Origin of the sequence: Burkholderia sp. (assembly GCF_018375725.1) — a bacterium.
Taxonomy (GTDB): Bacteria; Pseudomonadota; Gammaproteobacteria; order Burkholderiales; family Burkholderiaceae; genus Burkholderia.
In genome coordinates, this window is record NZ_JAHACR010000023.1 from 1 (window position 1) to 16,311 (window position 16,311).

General features: G+C 65.3%; 15 protein-coding genes and 1 pseudogene. 2 read left to right on the forward strand and 14 right to left on the reverse strand.

What is annotated here, in order from left to right:
- The 6 genes and pseudogenes from KH616_RS05765 to KH616_RS05790 all read right to left on the reverse strand — a co-directional run.
- Nucleotides 1-120 (reverse strand): annotated as a pseudogene (locus tag KH616_RS05765) (amino acid ABC transporter ATP-binding protein); the annotation flags it as partial.
- Nucleotides 117-794, reverse strand: coding sequence for a glutamate/aspartate ABC transporter permease GltK (gltK, locus tag KH616_RS05770; RefSeq protein WP_292237969.1), 678 nt, complete (start codon nt 792-794; stop codon nt 117-119). The gene gltK and the pseudogene KH616_RS05765, both read right to left, overlap by 4 nt.
- On the reverse strand, nt 794-1,534 hold the full coding sequence (locus KH616_RS05775; protein WP_292237970.1) for an amino acid ABC transporter permease: 741 nt from the start codon (nt 1,532-1,534) through the stop codon (nt 794-796). The genes gltK and KH616_RS05775 overlap by 1 nt, the downstream gene beginning before the upstream one ends.
- Before the next feature lie 84 nt (nt 1,535-1,618).
- Nucleotides 1,619-2,512, reverse strand: coding sequence for a glutamate/aspartate ABC transporter substrate-binding protein (locus KH616_RS05780; protein WP_292237971.1), 894 nt, complete (start codon nt 2,510-2,512; stop codon nt 1,619-1,621).
- A gap of 218 nt (nt 2,513-2,730) precedes the next feature.
- Entirely contained in the window at nt 2,731-4,017 is a 1,287-nt protein-coding gene (locus KH616_RS05785) for a Glu/Leu/Phe/Val dehydrogenase (protein WP_292237972.1), read from the reverse strand.
- A gap of 176 nt (nt 4,018-4,193) precedes the next feature.
- Nucleotides 4,194-5,147: a LysR family transcriptional regulator gene (locus KH616_RS05790; protein WP_292237973.1), complete on the reverse strand. Its 954-nt coding sequence runs from the start codon at nt 5,145-5,147 to the stop codon at nt 4,194-4,196.
- 175 nt (nt 5,148-5,322) lie between these two features.
- On the opposite strand from KH616_RS05790, the gene purB reads away from it, so the two are divergent.
- Nucleotides 5,323-6,711, forward strand: coding sequence for an adenylosuccinate lyase (gene purB / locus KH616_RS05795; protein WP_292237974.1), 1,389 nt, complete (start codon nt 5,323-5,325; stop codon nt 6,709-6,711).
- Between the two features lie 251 nt (nt 6,712-6,962).
- Here the strand turns inward: purB and KH616_RS05800 are convergent, their stop codons facing one another.
- The 4 genes from KH616_RS05800 to edd form a co-directional block, all read right to left on the reverse strand.
- Nucleotides 6,963-7,466, reverse strand: a complete 504-nt coding sequence (locus tag KH616_RS05800) for a gluconokinase (RefSeq protein ID WP_292237975.1) — start codon at nt 7,464-7,466, stop codon at nt 6,963-6,965.
- Between the two features lie 13 nt (nt 7,467-7,479).
- Complete coding sequence (locus tag KH616_RS05805; protein ID WP_292237976.1) at nt 7,480-8,841, reverse strand: gluconate:H+ symporter; 1,362 nt, start codon at nt 8,839-8,841, stop codon at nt 7,480-7,482.
- Nucleotides 8,842-9,059: 218 nt separating this feature from the next.
- A complete protein-coding gene (gene eda, locus KH616_RS05810) occupies nt 9,060-9,686 on the reverse strand; it encodes a bifunctional 4-hydroxy-2-oxoglutarate aldolase/2-dehydro-3-deoxy-phosphogluconate aldolase (protein WP_292237977.1) in 627 nt (208 codons plus the stop codon).
- Between the two features lie 25 nt (nt 9,687-9,711).
- Nucleotides 9,712-11,568 (reverse strand): phosphogluconate dehydratase, encoded by a 1,857-nt coding sequence (gene edd / locus KH616_RS05815; RefSeq protein ID WP_292237978.1) that lies wholly within the window; start codon nt 11,566-11,568, stop codon nt 9,712-9,714.
- Nucleotides 11,569-11,862: 294 nt separating this feature from the next.
- Here edd and KH616_RS05820 point away from each other — a divergent pair, with 294 nt between their 5' ends.
- On the forward strand, nt 11,863-12,720 hold the full coding sequence (locus KH616_RS05820; RefSeq protein ID WP_292237979.1) for a MurR/RpiR family transcriptional regulator: 858 nt from the start codon (nt 11,863-11,865) through the stop codon (nt 12,718-12,720).
- A gap of 46 nt (nt 12,721-12,766) precedes the next feature.
- Here KH616_RS05820 and KH616_RS05825 read toward each other — a convergent pair whose 3' ends face one another.
- From KH616_RS05825 to lptE, 4 genes are all read right to left on the reverse strand, one after another.
- On the reverse strand, nt 12,767-13,189 hold the full coding sequence (locus tag KH616_RS05825; protein WP_292237980.1) for a CopD family protein: 423 nt from the start codon (nt 13,187-13,189) through the stop codon (nt 12,767-12,769).
- Between the two features lie 17 nt (nt 13,190-13,206).
- The gene (locus tag KH616_RS05830; protein ID WP_292237981.1) at nt 13,207-14,478 is read right to left on the reverse strand and encodes a glutamate-5-semialdehyde dehydrogenase; all 1,272 of its coding nucleotides are present in this window, start codon (nt 14,476-14,478) and stop codon (nt 13,207-13,209) included.
- Between the two features lie 132 nt (nt 14,479-14,610).
- On the reverse strand, nt 14,611-15,708 hold the full coding sequence (gene holA, locus KH616_RS05835) for a DNA polymerase III subunit delta (protein WP_292237982.1): 1,098 nt from the start codon (nt 15,706-15,708) through the stop codon (nt 14,611-14,613).
- A gap of 18 nt (nt 15,709-15,726) precedes the next feature.
- Nucleotides 15,727-16,281 carry an LPS assembly lipoprotein LptE gene (gene lptE, locus KH616_RS05840; protein ID WP_292237983.1) on the reverse strand — a complete coding sequence of 185 codons (555 nt, stop codon included), beginning with the start codon at nt 16,279-16,281 and terminating at the stop codon, nt 15,727-15,729.
- Nucleotides 16,282-16,311 lie beyond the last annotated feature (30 nt).

Below are 16,311 nucleotides of genomic sequence, written 5' to 3' on the forward strand. Positions count from 1 at the left end.
CTTGCCCGAGCCCGACGGCCCGCAGACGACCACCACCTCGCCCTTTTTCACCTCGGTCGTGCAATCGGTGAGAACCTGAAACGGGCCGTACCACTTCGAAACGTTCTTGATGGAAATCATCTTGTGACCTTTTTCTGGAGACCTTTGACGAGCACGGATGCAAGCGAGCAAATCACGAAATAGCACGCGCCCGCGAACAGGATCATCTCGACACTCGTGCCGTCGCGATCGCCGATGTTGGCTGCCGTGCGGAAGAAGTCCGCGAGGCTGATCACATAGACGAGCGACGTGTCCTGGAACAGCACGATCGCCTGCGTGAGCAGCAACGGCACCATCGCACGGAACGCCTGCGGCAGGATCACGAGACGCATCGCGTGCGAGTAGTTCATGCCGAGCGCGAACGCGGCGTTGACCTGCCCGCGCGGCACCGCCTGGATGCCGGCACGGATGATCTCGGAATAATACGCGGCCTCGAACAGCGAGAACGCGACCATCGCCGATGCGAGCCGGATGTCGATCGTCGGCGACAGGCCGAGCACGCCCTGCAGCACCTGCGGCACGATCAGGAAAAACCACAGCAGCACCATCACGAGCGGGATCGAGCGGAACACCGTCACGTACCCCTGCGCAAACCATGCGAGCGGCTTGATGCCGGACAGCCGCATCAGCGCGAGCAGCGTGCCCCAGACGATGCCGACGACAATCGCGATCAGCGTGATCTTGAAGGTGATGACGGCCCCCGTCCACAGCGTCGGCAGCGCGCCGGGAATACTACTCCAGTCGAACTGATGCATCACTTGCCTCCGATGTAGCCTGGCAGCCGGGATCGGCTTTCGACCCAGCGCATGAACCCCATGACGACGAGGTTGATGATCACGTAAGCGAGCGTGACGGCGATGAACGACTCATAGGTCTGCGCGGTGTAGTCGACGAGCTGGCGAGCCTGCGCGGACAGGTCGAGCAGGCCGATCGTCGACGCGACCGCGGAGTTCTTGAAGATATTCAGGAATTCCGAGGTCAGCGGCGGCACGATGATCCGGAAAGCGACCGGCAGCAGCACGTAGCGGTACGTCTGCCACTGCGTGAACCCCATTGCGAGGCCCGCGGCGCGCTGGCCCTTCGGCAGCGCGTTGATGCCCGAGCGCACCTGCTCGCACACGCGCGCGCCGGTGAACAGGCCGAGACAGACGATCGACGCGGTAAAGAACTGCGTACCCGGCGGCAGCTGCTTGATCCAGGTGCCGACCGATGCCGGCAGCAGTTCCGGCACGACGAGGTACCAGACGAAAAATTGCACGATCAGCGGGATGTTCCGGAACACCGACACGTAGACGGTGGCGATCCCGGACAGCCATTTGTTCGGCACCGTGCGCAGCACGCCGAACAGCGAACCGACGATCAGCGCAATCACCCAGGCGACGAGCGACACCTTGATCGTCACCCAGAAGCCGGACATCAGCCATCCGAAATAGGTGGTCGGCTCGCCGGTCGACACGGGGCTCAGGAAGATGCCCCAGTTCCAGTGGTATGACATGGACAAGACTCCAGCAAAAAGAAACGGAAGAAGCTGGGCCTCTTCCGTTTCATCAGCGTCAACACTGCATCAACGGACGCGAGGTCAGTCGAGCGCCTTGTCGTTCGGGTTTGCGTAGAGCTTCTTCATCGCGTCGGAGAGCGGGAAGTTCAGGTTCAGCCCCTTCGGCGGAACCGGATGCTCGAACCACTTCGCGTAGATCTTCGCCGCTTCGCCCGACTTCTCGACTTCCGCGACCGCGTCGTCGACGAGCTTCTTGAATGCCGGATCGTCCTTGCGCATCATGCAGCCGTAGGCTTCCTGCGACTGCGGCGTGCCGACGATCACCCACTCGCCCGGCTGCTTCGCCTTCGCGCGCTCGCCCGCGAGCAGCGCGTCGTCCATCATGAACGCGGCCGCGCGGCCCGTTTCCAGCGTCTGGAACGATTCGCCGTGGTCCTTCGCGCTGATGATCGTCATGCCCATCTGCTTCTCGTTGTTCATCGCGCGCAGCAGGCGTTCGGACGTCGTGCCCGCGGTCGTCACGACGGTCTTGCCCTTCAGGTCGCCGAAGTCCTTGATGCCCGAATCCTTCTTCGTCATCAGGCGCGTGCCGATCACGAAGATCGTGTTCGAGAACGCTGCCTGCTTCTGGCGATCGAGGTTGTTGGTCGTCGAGCCGCACTCGATGTCGACGGTGCCGTTCTGCACCAGCGGGATGCGGTTCTGCGACGTGACCGGAATGTTGCGCACCTGGAGGTTGGGCAGGTTCAGCTTCTTCTTCACCGCGTCGACGACCTTCATCTGGAAGTCGCGCGAATAGCCGATGACCTGCTGGCTCTGGTCGTAATAGGAAAACGGAATCGACGATTCGCGGTGCCCCAGCGCGATCACGCCCGTATCCTTGATCTTTTTCAGTGTGCCGCTCTCCTGGGCATGCGCGCCGCCAGCAAAGGCGCAAAGCGCGGCGGCCATCAGGACTGCCTTGTGGAATTTCATGTTGTTCGTCTCCTTGGCGAAATGCCGCGCCAGTGTATCAAAGTAATATTTTTGAAAGTACTGGTTGTTTACCGCATTCCGGATCGCCCCGAACAACGCCCTTTCCCGGTTTCCGTCGCCCGAATGCGCGCGCGGGCGGCACCGGATCCGGTGCCGCCCGCGCGGGTTCATGTCCGCAACCGCCTCGATTGCGTCATGGTTCGACCGGCATCGGCCGATCAGGGGTACAGGCCACGCATTTCACGCGCCATCAGGATGCGCTTGCACGCCACGATGAACGCTGCGGTACGCACCGACACCTTGTGCTCTTCCGCGACCGCCCACACGCCGGCGAACGCTTCGCGCATCACGCGCTCGAGACGGTGGTTGATCTCGTCTTCCGTCCAGAAGAAGCTCGAGAAGTCCTGCACCCACTCGAAGTACGACACGGTCACACCACCCGCGTTCGCGATCACGTCCGGGATCACGAGCACGCCGTTCGCGTTCAGGATGTCGTCCGCCGCGGTCGTCGTCGGGCCGTTCGCACCTTCGACGATGATCTTCGTGCGGATCTTGCCCGCGTTCTTCTCGGTGATCTGGTTTTCCAGTGCCGCCGGGATCAGGATGTCGGTCTCGACCGTCCAGAACTCGTCGTTCGGCATCGGCTCCGAGCCAGGGAAACCCGCCACGCCGCCCGTGTGCCCAACGTGCTCGAGCAGCTTGCCCGCGTCGAGGCCGGCCGGCTGGTAGATCGTGCCGGTGTGATCCTGCACCGCGATCACCTTCGCACCCGCTTCCTGGAACAGCTTCGCCGCGATGCCGCCGACGTTGCCGAAACCCTGCACCGCGATGCGCGCGCCTTCGATCTCGAGGCCTTTCTTCTTCGCCGCTTCGCAGCCGACCACGAACACGCCGCGGCCCGTTGCTTCGCGACGGCCGAGCGACCCGCCGAGCGTGATTGGCTTGCCGGTCACGACGCCGGTCGACGTCTGGCCCTGGTTCATCGAGTACGTGTCCATCATCCACGCCATCACCTGTTCGTTGGTGTTGACGTCCGGCGCCGGAATGTCGGTGTTCGGCCCGATGATGATGCCGATCTCGCTGGTGTAGCGGCGCGTCATGCGCTCGAGCTCACCGCGCGACAGCTTGCGCGGGTCGACGCGGATGCCGCCCTTTGCACCGCCGTACGGCACGTTCACGGCTGCGTTCTTCACCGACATCCACGCGGACAGCGCCATCACTTCCGACAGCGTCACGTCCTGGTGGTAGCGCACACCACCCTTGCCCGGACCGCGCGACACGTTGTGCTGCAAGCGATAGCCTTCGAAGTGCGCGACCGTGCCGTTGTCGAGTTCGATCGGCACGTCGACGATCAGGATGCGCTTCGGACGCTTCAGCGTTTCAAGCCAGCGCGACAGCGAGCCGAGGTACGGCGCGACGCGATCGACTTGTCGAAGATAGTTGCCCCACGGGCCGAGATCGTCGGCGTGCAGGTAGGACGGGATGGACTGCAATTGCGAAGACATGAATTCTCCAACGGTCAACAGGTGCGCACATTCTCGAAAAAGCCGTTTTTTTAATCCAATGCCGTTTGCTTATCCGATTATGCGTTTCGTGCATGATCGCGATTTTTCGCAAATCCGCGGTCGATTTACGCAAGAACGGCCGTGATCGGCCCGCCATCCCGCGCGCCGAAAATCGTTTAGCCGGCCGTGTCGCGCCGTTCGTCGCGCACCACGTCCCACAGTGCGTGCACGAGCTTCTGCCGCGGCTCGTCGCCCTGCAACGCCAGCTTGTCGCGGTACAGGCGGATCTCCATCGTCAGCGTGAACGGATGCGCGCCGCCACGCGCCGAACGGTCGAGGCGGATCAGGTCGCCGCTCGCGACCGCGTCCTCGACCGCGCTGTGCGGCAGGAATGCGACGCCGTGGCCGGCGAGCGCCATCGCCTTCAGCCCTTCCGCCATGTCGGTTTCGTATACGCGATCGAGAAACAGCGGCGTCGACGCATTCGCAATGATCACCTCGGTCATCCGGCCGAGATACGCGTTCGGCGTATAGGACAGGTACGGCACGGGCATGTCCGCCGTGCCCGGCAGCGCGTAGCGCGGCCGCCCCGCGCGCGCCGGCGCCGAGAACGGGCTGATCTGCTCGCTGCCGAGCGTCAGCATCTCGTAACGGGCCGGATCGAGCGCGACCGGATGGCTCGGATGGTGGTAGCCCATCACGAGATCGCAGCCGCCTTCGACCAGCGACAGCACCGCGTCGTGCACGTTCAGCGCGCGCAGCCGGGTGTGAACCGGCCCCATCTTCGCTTCGATGCGCTGCAGCCAGCGCGGGAAATACGTGAGCGACAGCGTGTGCGGCACCGCGAATTCGATCGTCGGCACCGGCGCGCCGACGTGGCCGCGCAGCAGCGTGCGCGCCTCGTGCGCCTGGGACAGCATCGTCAGCGCCTGCTCGTAGAAGATCTGCCCGGCCTGCGTGAGCCGGGTCGGATAGACCGAACGGTCGATCAGCTCGGTCGCGAGCCACGCCTCGAGCGCCTGGATCCGGCGCGAAAACGCCGGTTGCGACACGTGCCGCAACTCGGCGGATCGGCTAAAACTGTGCGTCTCCGCGAGCGAGACGAAGTCTTCCAGCCATTTCAGTTCCATGCGGACAGGCGCTACGCGCGGCGATCGGTGAGAAGCCCGCATTTTACCGGCGCGAACGGGACGGCGGGCGGATCCGGGCAGGCAATCGGCGCACGGCTGGGGACAGCCGCGCGCCGATGGTAAAATGCCGGATTCCCCTTCCTCACGCTCGCCCGGCCGCAAGGCCCGCCCGATCATGTCCGACACTCGTCCCGATACGCTTTTCGCCCTCACCGCGCTCTCGCCCATCGATGGCCGCTACGCCAGCAAGACCGAAGCCCTGCGCGACTGGCTCTCCGAAGCCGCCTTCATGCGCCACCGCGTCACCGTCGAGGTGCACTGGCTGATCGCCCTGTCGCGCGCCGGCTTCGCCGAAGTGCCGCGCTTCTCCGACGCCGCCGAACAATTCCTGCTGCAGCTGGTCGAGCGCTTCTCCGCGCATGACGCGGCGCGCATCAAGGAAATCGAGCGCGTCACGAACCATGACGTGAAGGCCGTCGAATACTGGCTCAAGGAATCGGTCAAGGGCCAGGCCGAGCTCGAGAAGGCCAGCGAATTCATCCACTTCGCGTGCACGTCCGAGGACATCAACAACACGTCGCACGGCATGATGCTCGCCGGCGCGCGCGAGCACGTGATCCTGCCCGCGCTGCGCACCGTCCATCAGCGCCTCGTCGCGCTCGCGCACGCGCTCGCCGACCAGCCGATGCTGTCACGCACGCACGGCCAGCCGGCCAGCCCGACGACGCTCGGCAAGGAACTCGCGAACGTCGCCGCGCGCCTTGCCCGCGCGATCGTGCGCATCGAGAAGGTCGAGATCCTCGGCAAGATGAACGGCGCGGTCGGCAACTTCAACGCGCACCTGTCCGCGTATCCGGAATTCGACTGGGAAGCGTTCTCGCGCGACGTGATCGAGAACCGCCTGAAGCTCACGTTCAACCCGTACACGATCCAGATCGAGCCGCACGACTACATGGCCGAGCTGTTCGATGCGGTCGCCCGCGCGAACACGATCCTGCTCGACCTCGACCGCGACATCTGGGGCTACATCTCGGTCGGCTACTTCAAGCAGAAGACGAAGGCCGGCGAAATCGGCTCGTCGACGATGCCGCACAAGGTCAACCCGATCGACTTCGAGAATTCGGAAGGCAACCTCGGCCTTGCGAACGCGACGCTGCGCCACCTCGCCGACAAGCTGCCGGTGTCGCGCTGGCAGCGCGACCTCACCGATTCGACCGTGCTGCGCAACATGGGCGTCGCGCTCGGCTACTCGCTGCTCGCGTACGATTCGCTGATCCGCGGTCTCGACAAGCTCGAAGTGAACCCGCAGCGCCTGAACGAAGACCTCGACAACTGCTGGGAAGTGCTCGCTGAGCCGGTGCAGACGGTGATGCGCCGCTACGGCATCGAGAACCCGTACGAGCAGCTGAAGGAACTGACGCGCGGCAAGGGCATCACGCGCGATGCGCTGCAGGTGTTCATCGGCACGCTGGCGATCCCGCAGGATGCGAAGGATCGTCTGCTCGCGATGACCCCGGCGTCGTACATCGGCAAGGCCGTCGAACTGGCGAAGCGGATCGCGTAACACCGCTTGCGCCCGCTCCGGCGGCGCGGCTTCGTCCGCTGCCGCCCTGGATAGCAAAACGCCCGATGCGAACTTCGCATCGGGCGTTTTTTTGTTCCATATCGCGGGCCGCCGCACTGGCCGCCGCCCCGAAATGAAAAGGGCGCCCCGTGAACTGAGCCGGCCCCAGGAAGCTGGACGCCAATCCAGCCTTTGGGGTGCAGCTCGGAACCGGCGCGCCCTTGGCGTCGCGCAAATACCGCAAACCGCGCTCAGTGCTGCTGCGCGATCCCGATCTTCAGCATGACCTGATCGACAATCTCCACGGGCGTCAGCGCGATGCTGATCTCGATCGCCTCGTCCGGCCCCGGTTCCTCGAGCGTGTCGAGCTGGCTTTGCAGCAGCGACGGATCGAAGAAATGGCCGGTGCGGGTCTTCAGGCGTTCGTGCAGCATGTCGAACGAGCCCTTCAGATAGACGAACCGCACATCGACATCGTTGCCGCGCAGCACGTCGCGATACGAGCGCTTCAGCGACGAGCAGGTAAACACCGCCGTCTCGCCCGCCCGCAGCTTTTCCTCGATGGCGGCACGGATCGCGCCCAGCCACGGCCAGCGGTCCTCGTCGGTCAGCGGAATCCCGCGATGCATCTTTTCCTTGTTGGCGGCACTGTGGAATGCGTCGCCATCGGTATAGGCGCACGACAGGCGTTCCGCAAGCATTTCGCCGATCCGCGACTTGCCCGCGCCCGATACGCCCATTGCGATCAGAATCATTGACTACCCCTTGTTACAGAACCGCGCTCAGCATCAGCGTAAAGGTGAGGCCGAGCAGCGAGATGATCGTTTCGAGCAGAGTCCAGGTCTTGAACGTCTGACCCACCGTCATCCCGAAATACTCCTTGATCAGCCAGAAGCCGCCGTCGTTGACGTGCGAGAAGATCAGCGAACCCGATCCCGTCGCCAGCACCAGCAGTTCAGGCCGGATCGCCGCGCCCGATGCCGCGGCGATCGGCGCGACGATGCCGCAGGCGGTCGTCATGGCCACCGTCGCCGATCCCGTCGCGAGACGGATCAGCGCCGCGACGAACCAGCCAAGCAGCAGCGGCGACAGATGCGCCTGCGTCGCCGACGCGACGATCTGCTGCGAGATGCCGCTGTCACGCAGGATACCCCCAAAGCCGCCACCCGCGCCGACGATCAGCGTAATCCCCGCGATCGGCGCCAAGCACTCGCCGCAGAATTTCTGGATCTGGTCCCGATTGAACCCCTGCAGCTTGCCGAACGTGAAGAAGCTCACCAGCACCGCGATCAGCAGCGCGACGTCCGAGTTGCCGGCGAAGCGCAGCAGGCTGTTCGGCAGCGATTTCGGCGCGAACACCAGGTCGGCCCAGCTGCCGATCAGCATCAGTCCCACCGGCAGCAGGATCGTAAACAGCGTGATGCCGAAGCTCGGCAGCTCGCGCTTCTTGCCGTCCGCGTGCGACTCGACGAACTGCTCGGCGAGGGGGTTGTGGTTCGGCAGCTTCACGTACTTCGAAATCGTCAGCGCGAACAGCGGACCGGCGACGATCGCGGTCGGCACGCCGACGATCAGACCGAAAGCAATCGTCTTGCCGATATCGGCGCCGTACTGCTGGACCGCCAGCAGCGCCGCCGGGTGCGGCGGAATCAGGCCATGCACGACCGACAGGCCCGCGACCATCGGCAGGCCGACGACGAGCAGCGACTTGCCGGTGCGTTTCGCGACGTTGAACGCGATCGGGATCAGCAGCACGAAGCCGACTTCGAAGAACACCGGCAGGCCGACGATGATCGCGACGAACATCATCGCCCAGTGAATGTTCTTCTCGCCGAACCAGCTGATCAGCGTGGTCGCGATCCGCTCGGCGCCGCCCGATTCGGCCATCATCTTGCCGAGCATCGTGCCGAGGCCGACGACCACGGAGATGTGGCCGAGCGTGTTGCCGTTGCCCGTTTCGAACGACTTGACGATCTTGTCCATCGGCATGCCGACGACGAGACCGAGGCCGAGCGAGACAATGATCAGCACCAGGAACGGATAGATCTTGAAACGCGCGATCATCACGATCAATGCCACGATCGCGATTACGGTGTAAATGAGCAGCATGCTGCCCTGGACAGCCCCCATGTGGCACTCCTCCTTAGGATTTATTCGAACCGGGCTGATCGACGCGAGCGCGCCCGGCTGTACAGGTCTCCGAAGCAGCGGGAACCCCGCCGTCAGGACGCTGAATTTTACTTATCTTTATCTTCGAGCGATAGAACCGGTTCCACTAACAAAAAACCCTCGGAAAACAAGCACTAAGCGCAGATTTTCCGAGGGTGAAGCTGGCATTGCACGCAAGGTCAGCGTGGAAGCTGGCTTGCAGCTTGCGCGAGACGCGTGACTTCCGCCCAGTCCTGCGCGGCGAGCGCAGCCTTCGGCGTGAGCCACGACCCGCCGACACACACGACGTTCGGCAGTTTCAGGAAATTCGGCGCGGATTCGGCCGTAATGCCGCCCGTCGGGCAGAACTTCAGGTTCGGGAACGGACCGTGGAACGCCTGCAGCATCGGCACGCCGCCCGCCTGCTGGGCCGGGAAGAACTTGACGATCTCGTAACCGAATTCGAGCGCCTGGACGATATCGCTCGGCGTCATCACGCCGGGCAGCAGCGGCAGGCCGGCGTCGAGTGCGGCGTTGTGCAGCGCTTTCGTCAGGCCGGGCGACACGCCGAACTGCGCGCCCGCCTTCTTCGCCTGCGCGCAATGCTCGGGCTTCGTGATCGTGCCCACGCCGACGACGATGTCGTCCGCGAGCTGGCTCGCGCGTTCGATCGCCTTCAGGCCCGCTTCGGTGCGCAGCGTGATCTCGAGCACCTTCACACCGCCCGCATGCAGCGCACGCGAGACGTTTTCGCCCTGCTCGACCGAGTCGAATGCGAGCACCGGAATCACCGGGCCCAGCTTCACGATTTCGCCAATCGTCTTCATCGATAGCTCTCCTTGAATCTTGAAATTACGCGGTGACGTGCACGGCGGCTTCGCCGGGCAGCGTCCCGAAAACCGATGCGCCCTGCTCCGCCGGCGCCGCCGACGTGCGGAACACGCCGAACAGATCGCGGCCGAAGCCCGCCTCGTTGTCTGCCTGATGCTGCGGCTGCGCGACCGGGCGCGCCTGCCATTCCGCCTCGTCGATCTCGATGTCGAGCACGCCGGCTTCGGCGTCGATCACGAGCGTATCGCCCGTCTTCACCTTGCCGAGCGGGCCGTTCAACAAGGCTTCCGGCGACACGTGGATCACCGCCGGCACCTTCCCCGACGCGCCCGACATGCGGCCGTCGGTGACGAGCGCGACATGGAAACCCTCGTCCTGCAGCACGCCGAGCAGCGGCGTCAGACGGTGCAGTTCCGGCATGCCGTTCGCACGCGCGCCCTGGAAACGCACCACCGCGACGAAGTCCCGTTTCAGCTCGCCGCGATCGAATGCCTCCTGCACCGCCTCCTGCGAATCGAACACGATCGCGCTCGCCTTCACCTTGCGGTGCGCCGGCGCGACCGCCGAAATCTTGATCACGCCGCGGCCGAGCCGGCCCTGCATCAGGCGCAAACCGCCGTCCGGCTGGAACGGCTCGCCGATCGGTCGCAGCACTGCTGCGTCGTGGCTGTCGGCCGGTCCGTCGACCCACGTCAGCTTGCCGTCGATCAGCTTCGGCTCCTTCGTGTAATGCGACAGCCCGCGGCCGGCGACGGTCGTCACGTCCTCATGCAGCAGGCCGCCTTCGAGCAGATTGCGCACCAGGAACGCGACACCGCCCGCCGCATGGAAATGGTTCACGTCCGCCTTGCCGTTCGGATAGATCTTCGCGAGCAGCGGCACCGCCGCGGACAGCTCGTCGAAATCGTTCCAGTCGATCAGGATGCCCGCCGCGCGCGCGATCGCGACGAGATGCAGCGTGTGGTTCGTCGAGCCGCCCGTCGCGAGCAGCGCGACGATGCCGTTGACGATCGCCTTCTCGTCGATCACATGGCCGATCGGCGTGTAGTGGCCGCGTTCGGCAGTCAGGTCGAGCACGCGGCGCGCGGCCTCGGCCGTCAGCGCGTCGCGCAGCGGCGTATGCGGATGCACGAATGCCGAGCCGGGCAGATGCAGGCCCATCAGCTCCATCAGCATCTGGTTGCTGTTCGCGGTGCCGTAGAACGTGCAGGTGCCCTGCCCGTGATAGGCGGCCGACTCCGCTTCGAGCAGCGCGTCGCGCCCGACCTGGCCGGTCGCGAACTGCTGGCGGATCTTCGCCTTGTCGTCGTTCGACAGGCCGCTCGTCATCGGGCCGGCCGGCACGAAAATCGTCGGCAGATGCCCGAACTGCAGCGCGCCGATCAGCAGTCCCGGCACGATCTTGTCGCAGATGCCGAGGCACAGCGCCGCGTCGAACATGTTGTGCGTCAGCGCGACCGCGGTGCTCATCGCGATCACCTCGCGCGAGAACAGCGACAACTCCATCCCGGCATTGCCCTGCGTGATGCCGTCGCACATCGCCGGCACGCCGCCCGCGAACTGCGCGACGCCGCCGTTCTCGCGCGCGGCGGCCTTGATGATGTCCGGGAAATCCTTGTACGGTGCGTGCGCGGAGAGCATCTCGTTGTACGCGGAGACGATGCCGATGTTCGGCTGGCGGATCGTCTTGATCACCAGCTTGTCGTGGCCTTCGATGCCGGCGAAACCGTGCGCCAGGTTCGCGCACGACAGCGCGCCGCGCGCCGGAAACTTGCCTTGCGCGTGATCGATGCGGTTCAGATAGGCGGAACGGGTCGCTTGGCTGCGCGCGATCACGCGTTCGGTGACTTTCGCCAGAGTGGGATGCAGCGAGGTCATGCTGGGCGCTCCTGGATGGCCGGCCGACACCGGCGGTTGGGATCGTGGGGACGGCCGAACAGGTCGACCGAACCGCGCCAGTCTAGTAGAAAAACTACATACCAGCAATGCGTGACGATACGGATATTTCGCAAACCTTCGGTCATTCCCGCGTATTAATTAGCATTAACCCTAGGAATCTGAGTCAAGACATCGTGACGCGCCGCCCGAAACCGCTAGTATTTTTATGTAGATTTTCTACAATTCGATTGCGATACACTCGCTCATCCGAACCTGATTTCCATTTGCCGTCCCATGCTGCCCCGCATCGAAGCGATCCGCCACGACCTGCGCCCATCCGAACGCAAGCTCGCCGACTACATCCTCGCCGCGCCGCGCGAAGTGCTCGACCTTGCGATGACCGAGCTGTCGACGCGTGCCGGCGTCAGCCAGCCGACGATTGCGCGCTTCTGCCAGGCGCTCGGCTGCAGCGGCTTTCGCGAATTCAAGATCCGTCTTGCGCAGAGCATCGCGCCGGGCGTGTCGTCGGTCTACCGCGACGTCCTGCCCGACGAGCCCGCGCCCGGCATCATCGGCAAGGTATTCGACCGCACGATCGGCGCACTGATCGAAGTGCGCAACAGCCTGTCGGCGGGCAGCGTCGCGGACGCGATCGCGCTCCTGTCGAACGCATCGCGAATCGAGTTCTACGGCGCGGGCGGATCGGGCATCGCCGCGCAGGACATCCAGCACAAGTTCTTCCGGCTCGGCGTGCCGAGCGTCGCGTATTCCGATCCGCACACGTTCTCGATGTCGGCCGCGCTGCTCGGGCCGCACGACGTCGTCGTCGCGATCTCGAATACCGGCCGCACACGCGACATCGTCGACGCGGCGCGTGCCGCGCTCGCCTGCGGCGCGAAGGTCGTCGCGATCACGCACAGCCATTCGCCGCTCGCGAAGCTCGCAACGGTGAGCCTCGCGTCGAACATCGCCGAGGAAACCGACGTGTTCTCGCCGATGACGTCGCGCATGTCGCATCTCGCGATCGGCGACATCCTCGCGGTCGGTGTCGCGCTGTCGCGCGGCCCCGCGCTGATGGAGCGGGTCGGCCGCGCGAAGGAGGCGATCACGCGCCGCCGGATCGACGATCACGCGAAGGACGACAAGGCGTAAACGGCAAACGGCGCCCGAGGGCGCCGCTGTGCGAACAGGCGGGAAATCAGAACGGCTTGATGACCGCCAGCGCGACCGCCACCAGCATCCCGAGCACCGGCAGCTCGTTGAATACGCGATACCACCTGTCCGAACGGCGGTTCTCGCCGCGCTCGAACACCTTGAGCAGATGGCCGCAATACGCGTGATAGACGATCAGGAGCAGCACGACGCCGACCTTCGCATGCACCCAGCCCTGGCCCGCGCCGATGCCGACGACGAGCCACAGCCACAGCCCGCACGCGAGCGCGGGCACCGCGATGAGCGTCATGAAGCGGAAGAGCTTGCGCGCCATCACGAGGAGCCGGCGCACCGCTGCCGGCTCGGTTTCCATCGCGAGGTTCACGTAGATGCGCGGCAGATAGAACAGGCCCGCGAACCACGAGGCGATCAGAACGATATGAAATGTCTTGACCCAGAGCATTGCCATCGATTGCGCGCCTCGCCTTACTGACGCCCTTCGCCGTGCCCGAGCACGATGTACTTCAGCGACGTCAGCCCCTCGAGGCCGACCGGGCCGCGCGCATGCAGCTTGTCGTTCGAGATGCCGATTTCCGCGCCGAGGCCGTATTCGAAGCCGTCCGCGAAGCGCGTCGATGCGTTCACCATCACGCTCGCCGAATCGACTTCGCGCAGGAAGCGCATCGCACGGTCATGGTCTTCGGTCACGATCGCATCGGTGTGATGCGAACCGTATTCGTTGATGTGCACGATCGCCGCGTCCATGTCGTCGACAATCTTGATCGCCAGTACCGGTGCGAGGTATTCGGTGCGCCAGTCCTCCTCGGTCGCGTCGACGAGCGGGCCGACGCCGGCCTTCTCGAGCACCGCTCGCGCGGCGGGATCGACACGCAGCTCGACCGCCTTGTCGCGATACAGTCGGCCGAGCGGCGGCAGCACCGCGTCGGCGATATCTTTCGAGACCAGCAGCGTCTCCATCGTGTTGCAGGTGCCGTAGCGGTGCGTCTTCGCGTTGTCGCACACGGTCAGCGCCTTGCTCAGGTCCGCCCGGTCGTCGACATACACGTGGCAGATGCCATCGAGATGCTTGATCATCGGCACCCGCGCCTCGGCGATCAGCCGCTCGATCAGGCTCTTGCCGCCGCGCGGCACGATCACGTCGACGTATTCGGTCATCGTGATCAGCTTGCCGACCGCGGCACGGTCGGCGGTTCCGACGACCTGTACCGCATCCTGCGGCAAACCCGCCTCCGCGAGCCCCTCGCCGATCAGCTTCGCGAGCGCGGCGTTCGATTCGAGCGCCTCGGAGCCGCCGCGCAGGATCGTCGCGTTACCGGACTTCAGGCACAGCGCCGCCGCGTCGATCGTCACGTTCGGCCGCGACTCGTAGATGATGCCGATCACACCGAGCGGCACACGCATCTGGCCGACCTGGATACCGCTCGGGCGGTACTTGAGATTGCCGATCTCGCCGATCGGATCGGCAAGCGACGCCACCTGGCGCAGCCCCTCGATCATCGTCTTCAGCGCCTTGTCCGACAGCGTCAGACGATCGATGAATGCGGCGTCCATGCCCTTGTCGCGAGCGCGCGCGACGTCGCGGGCGTTCGCCGCCTTCAACGCCTGCGCGTCGCGTTCGATCGCGCGGGCGACCGCCTCGAGCGCCGCGTTCTTCGCCGCCGTGCTGGCGCGCGCCATTGCGCGCGATGCGTGACGGGCGCGGCGGCCCAGGTCCGTCATGTACTGATCGATATCCATCGTGTGACTCGAAAGGCGAGCCGCTGGGTGCGGCATGAAATCATGAGAAAGCGCGCGGTGCGACGATGATGCGGCCGCGCCGGCTGTCGAAGCATTGTAAGCGGGTTGCGAATGGTGCGCCGGAGCCGGGCCTCAGCGCCGCACGCGACCCGCGGTCGGCGGTCGTTCGCCCGGTTGTGCGCCGGCGACCGTCATCGCGAGCTGGAACAGGCCGTCCCAGGGATCGGGCGGCGGATCGTCGTGGGTGCGGCGCCCCGGCGTCACGGCCGACAAGCCCTTGACCTGCCGGTCGAGCCGCGCGGCGAACGCCAGCGCCTTCTCGAGCCCGGCTTCGGACACACGGTTGAGCGCCGGCCCGACCAGCCGCTCGCGCGGCCCCCAGACGCGATTCTCGCGCAGCAGCGTCGCGAGCGGCTTGCCCGCCGTCACGCCGTGCTTGATCCGCAGCAACGTACGCAGCTCCTCGACCACCGCCCACATCACGAGCACGATCGCCTCGCCCTCGCCCTTCAGGCCATCGATCATCCGCGCGAGCCGCGCGGCATCGCCGGCCAGCATCGCTTCGTTCAGCTTGAATACGTCATAGCGCGCGACGTTCAGCACGGCATCGTGCACCTGCTCGAACGACAGCGCGCCTTGCGGATACAGCAGCCCGAGTTTCTGGATCTCCTGATGCGCGGCGAGCAGATTGCCCTCGACGCGCTCGGCGATGAACTGCAGCGAACGCCGCCCGTCCTCGCCGCCCGCCACGCGCTGCCCCTGCATCGCGAGCCGCTGGCCGATCCAGTTCGGCAGCTGCGCGCGTTCGACCGGGTCGATCTTCAGCGCGACACCGCTGTTCGCGAGCGCGGTAAACCATGCGGATTTCTGCGTCGCCGCATCGAGCCGCGGCAGCGTGACGAGCATCAGCACATCGGGATTGCCCGCGCCGGCGAGCGTCTTCAGCGCCTCGGCGCCTTCCTTGCCCGGCTTGCCCGACGGAATGCGCAACTCGATCAGCTGGCGCTCGCCGAACAGCGACATCGCCTGCGTCGAGCCGAGCAGCACGCTCCAGTCGAAACCGCGCTCGACCGTGTACACCGAGCGCTCGGTGAAACCGGCCGCGCGCGCCGCCGCGCGGATGCGGTCGCACGCTTCCTGCGCGAGCAGCGGCTCGTCGCCGAATACCGTATAGAGTCCGGCCGGCCCCTTCGCGAGGTGCGGCTCCAGCGCGTCAAGTCGCAGCTGCATCGTGTCGTATGCCGTCCATCACAGCGGCGGCGGCGGCAGCGGCGCGCGCGGCGCGACGCCGGGCACCACCTGTTCCGGCGACGACGGGTTCAGCGTGCGCACGATCGACAGACGCCGCATCAGCTGGTCGACCGCATCGCGCTGCATGTCCGCGTAGATGATCTCGGCTTCCTGCGCCTTCGCGTTCGTGAACTGGTTGCTGTACGTCATCGCACGGTTCAGCGCGATCGTGCTCGGCGCGATCAGCACCGTGCCGTCCTTGTTTGTCAGCGAATAGTTCAGCGAATAGTTGAGCGCGTATTCCTCGACCGTGCCGTACTGGTTGAGCGTCAGCGTGCCCATGCTGCGCGATTCCGACATGTGCAGCACGGCGTCCGCGTCGTCGGGCACCTTGACGATCTTGGTGTCGCTGCCGGCCTCGACCATGCGCGTGAGACGCGCCGCGACGGCCGGCTGCGCACCGACGACCAGCAGCTGCTTGAACACGTAGTCCTGCTGGCCCCGCAACTGGAAACCGCATGCCGACAGCGCGACCGCGCTGCCGACAAGCATCAAAAACGATCGGCGGATCACCTTCGCTCCTTTGGGATTCGTTCCGGCAGC

What these genes read in the sequence shown, in the direction of transcription:
- gltK (WP_292237969.1), bottom strand. Translation starts at nt 794, where the DNA reads ATGCATCAGTTCGACTGGAGTAGTATTCCCGGCGCGCTGCCGACGCTG.
- KH616_RS05775 (WP_292237970.1), bottom strand. Translation starts at nt 1,534, where the DNA reads ATGTCATACCACTGGAACTGGGGCATCTTCCTGAGCCCCGTGTCGACC.
- KH616_RS05780 (WP_292237971.1), bottom strand. Translation starts at nt 2,512, where the DNA reads ATGAAATTCCACAAGGCAGTCCTGATGGCCGCCGCGCTTTGCGCCTTT.
- KH616_RS05785 (WP_292237972.1), bottom strand. Translation starts at nt 4,017, where the DNA reads ATGTCTTCGCAATTGCAGTCCATCCCGTCCTACCTGCACGCCGACGAT.
- KH616_RS05790 (WP_292237973.1), bottom strand. Translation starts at nt 5,147, where the DNA reads ATGGAACTGAAATGGCTGGAAGACTTCGTCTCGCTCGCGGAGACGCAC.
- purB (WP_292237974.1), top strand. Translation starts at nt 5,323, where the DNA reads ATGTCCGACACTCGTCCCGATACGCTTTTCGCCCTCACCGCGCTCTCG.
- KH616_RS05800 (WP_292237975.1), bottom strand. Translation starts at nt 7,466, where the DNA reads ATGATTCTGATCGCAATGGGCGTATCGGGCGCGGGCAAGTCGCGGATC.
- KH616_RS05805 (WP_292237976.1), bottom strand. Translation starts at nt 8,841, where the DNA reads ATGGGGGCTGTCCAGGGCAGCATGCTGCTCATTTACACCGTAATCGCG.
- eda (WP_292237977.1), bottom strand. Translation starts at nt 9,686, where the DNA reads ATGAAGACGATTGGCGAAATCGTGAAGCTGGGCCCGGTGATTCCGGTG.
- edd (WP_292237978.1), bottom strand. Translation starts at nt 11,568, where the DNA reads ATGACCTCGCTGCATCCCACTCTGGCGAAAGTCACCGAACGCGTGATC.
- KH616_RS05820 (WP_292237979.1), top strand. Translation starts at nt 11,863, where the DNA reads ATGCTGCCCCGCATCGAAGCGATCCGCCACGACCTGCGCCCATCCGAA.
- KH616_RS05825 (WP_292237980.1), bottom strand. Translation starts at nt 13,189, where the DNA reads ATGGCAATGCTCTGGGTCAAGACATTTCATATCGTTCTGATCGCCTCG.
- KH616_RS05830 (WP_292237981.1), bottom strand. Translation starts at nt 14,478, where the DNA reads ATGGATATCGATCAGTACATGACGGACCTGGGCCGCCGCGCCCGTCAC.
- holA (WP_292237982.1), bottom strand. Translation starts at nt 15,708, where the DNA reads ATGCAGCTGCGACTTGACGCGCTGGAGCCGCACCTCGCGAAGGGGCCG.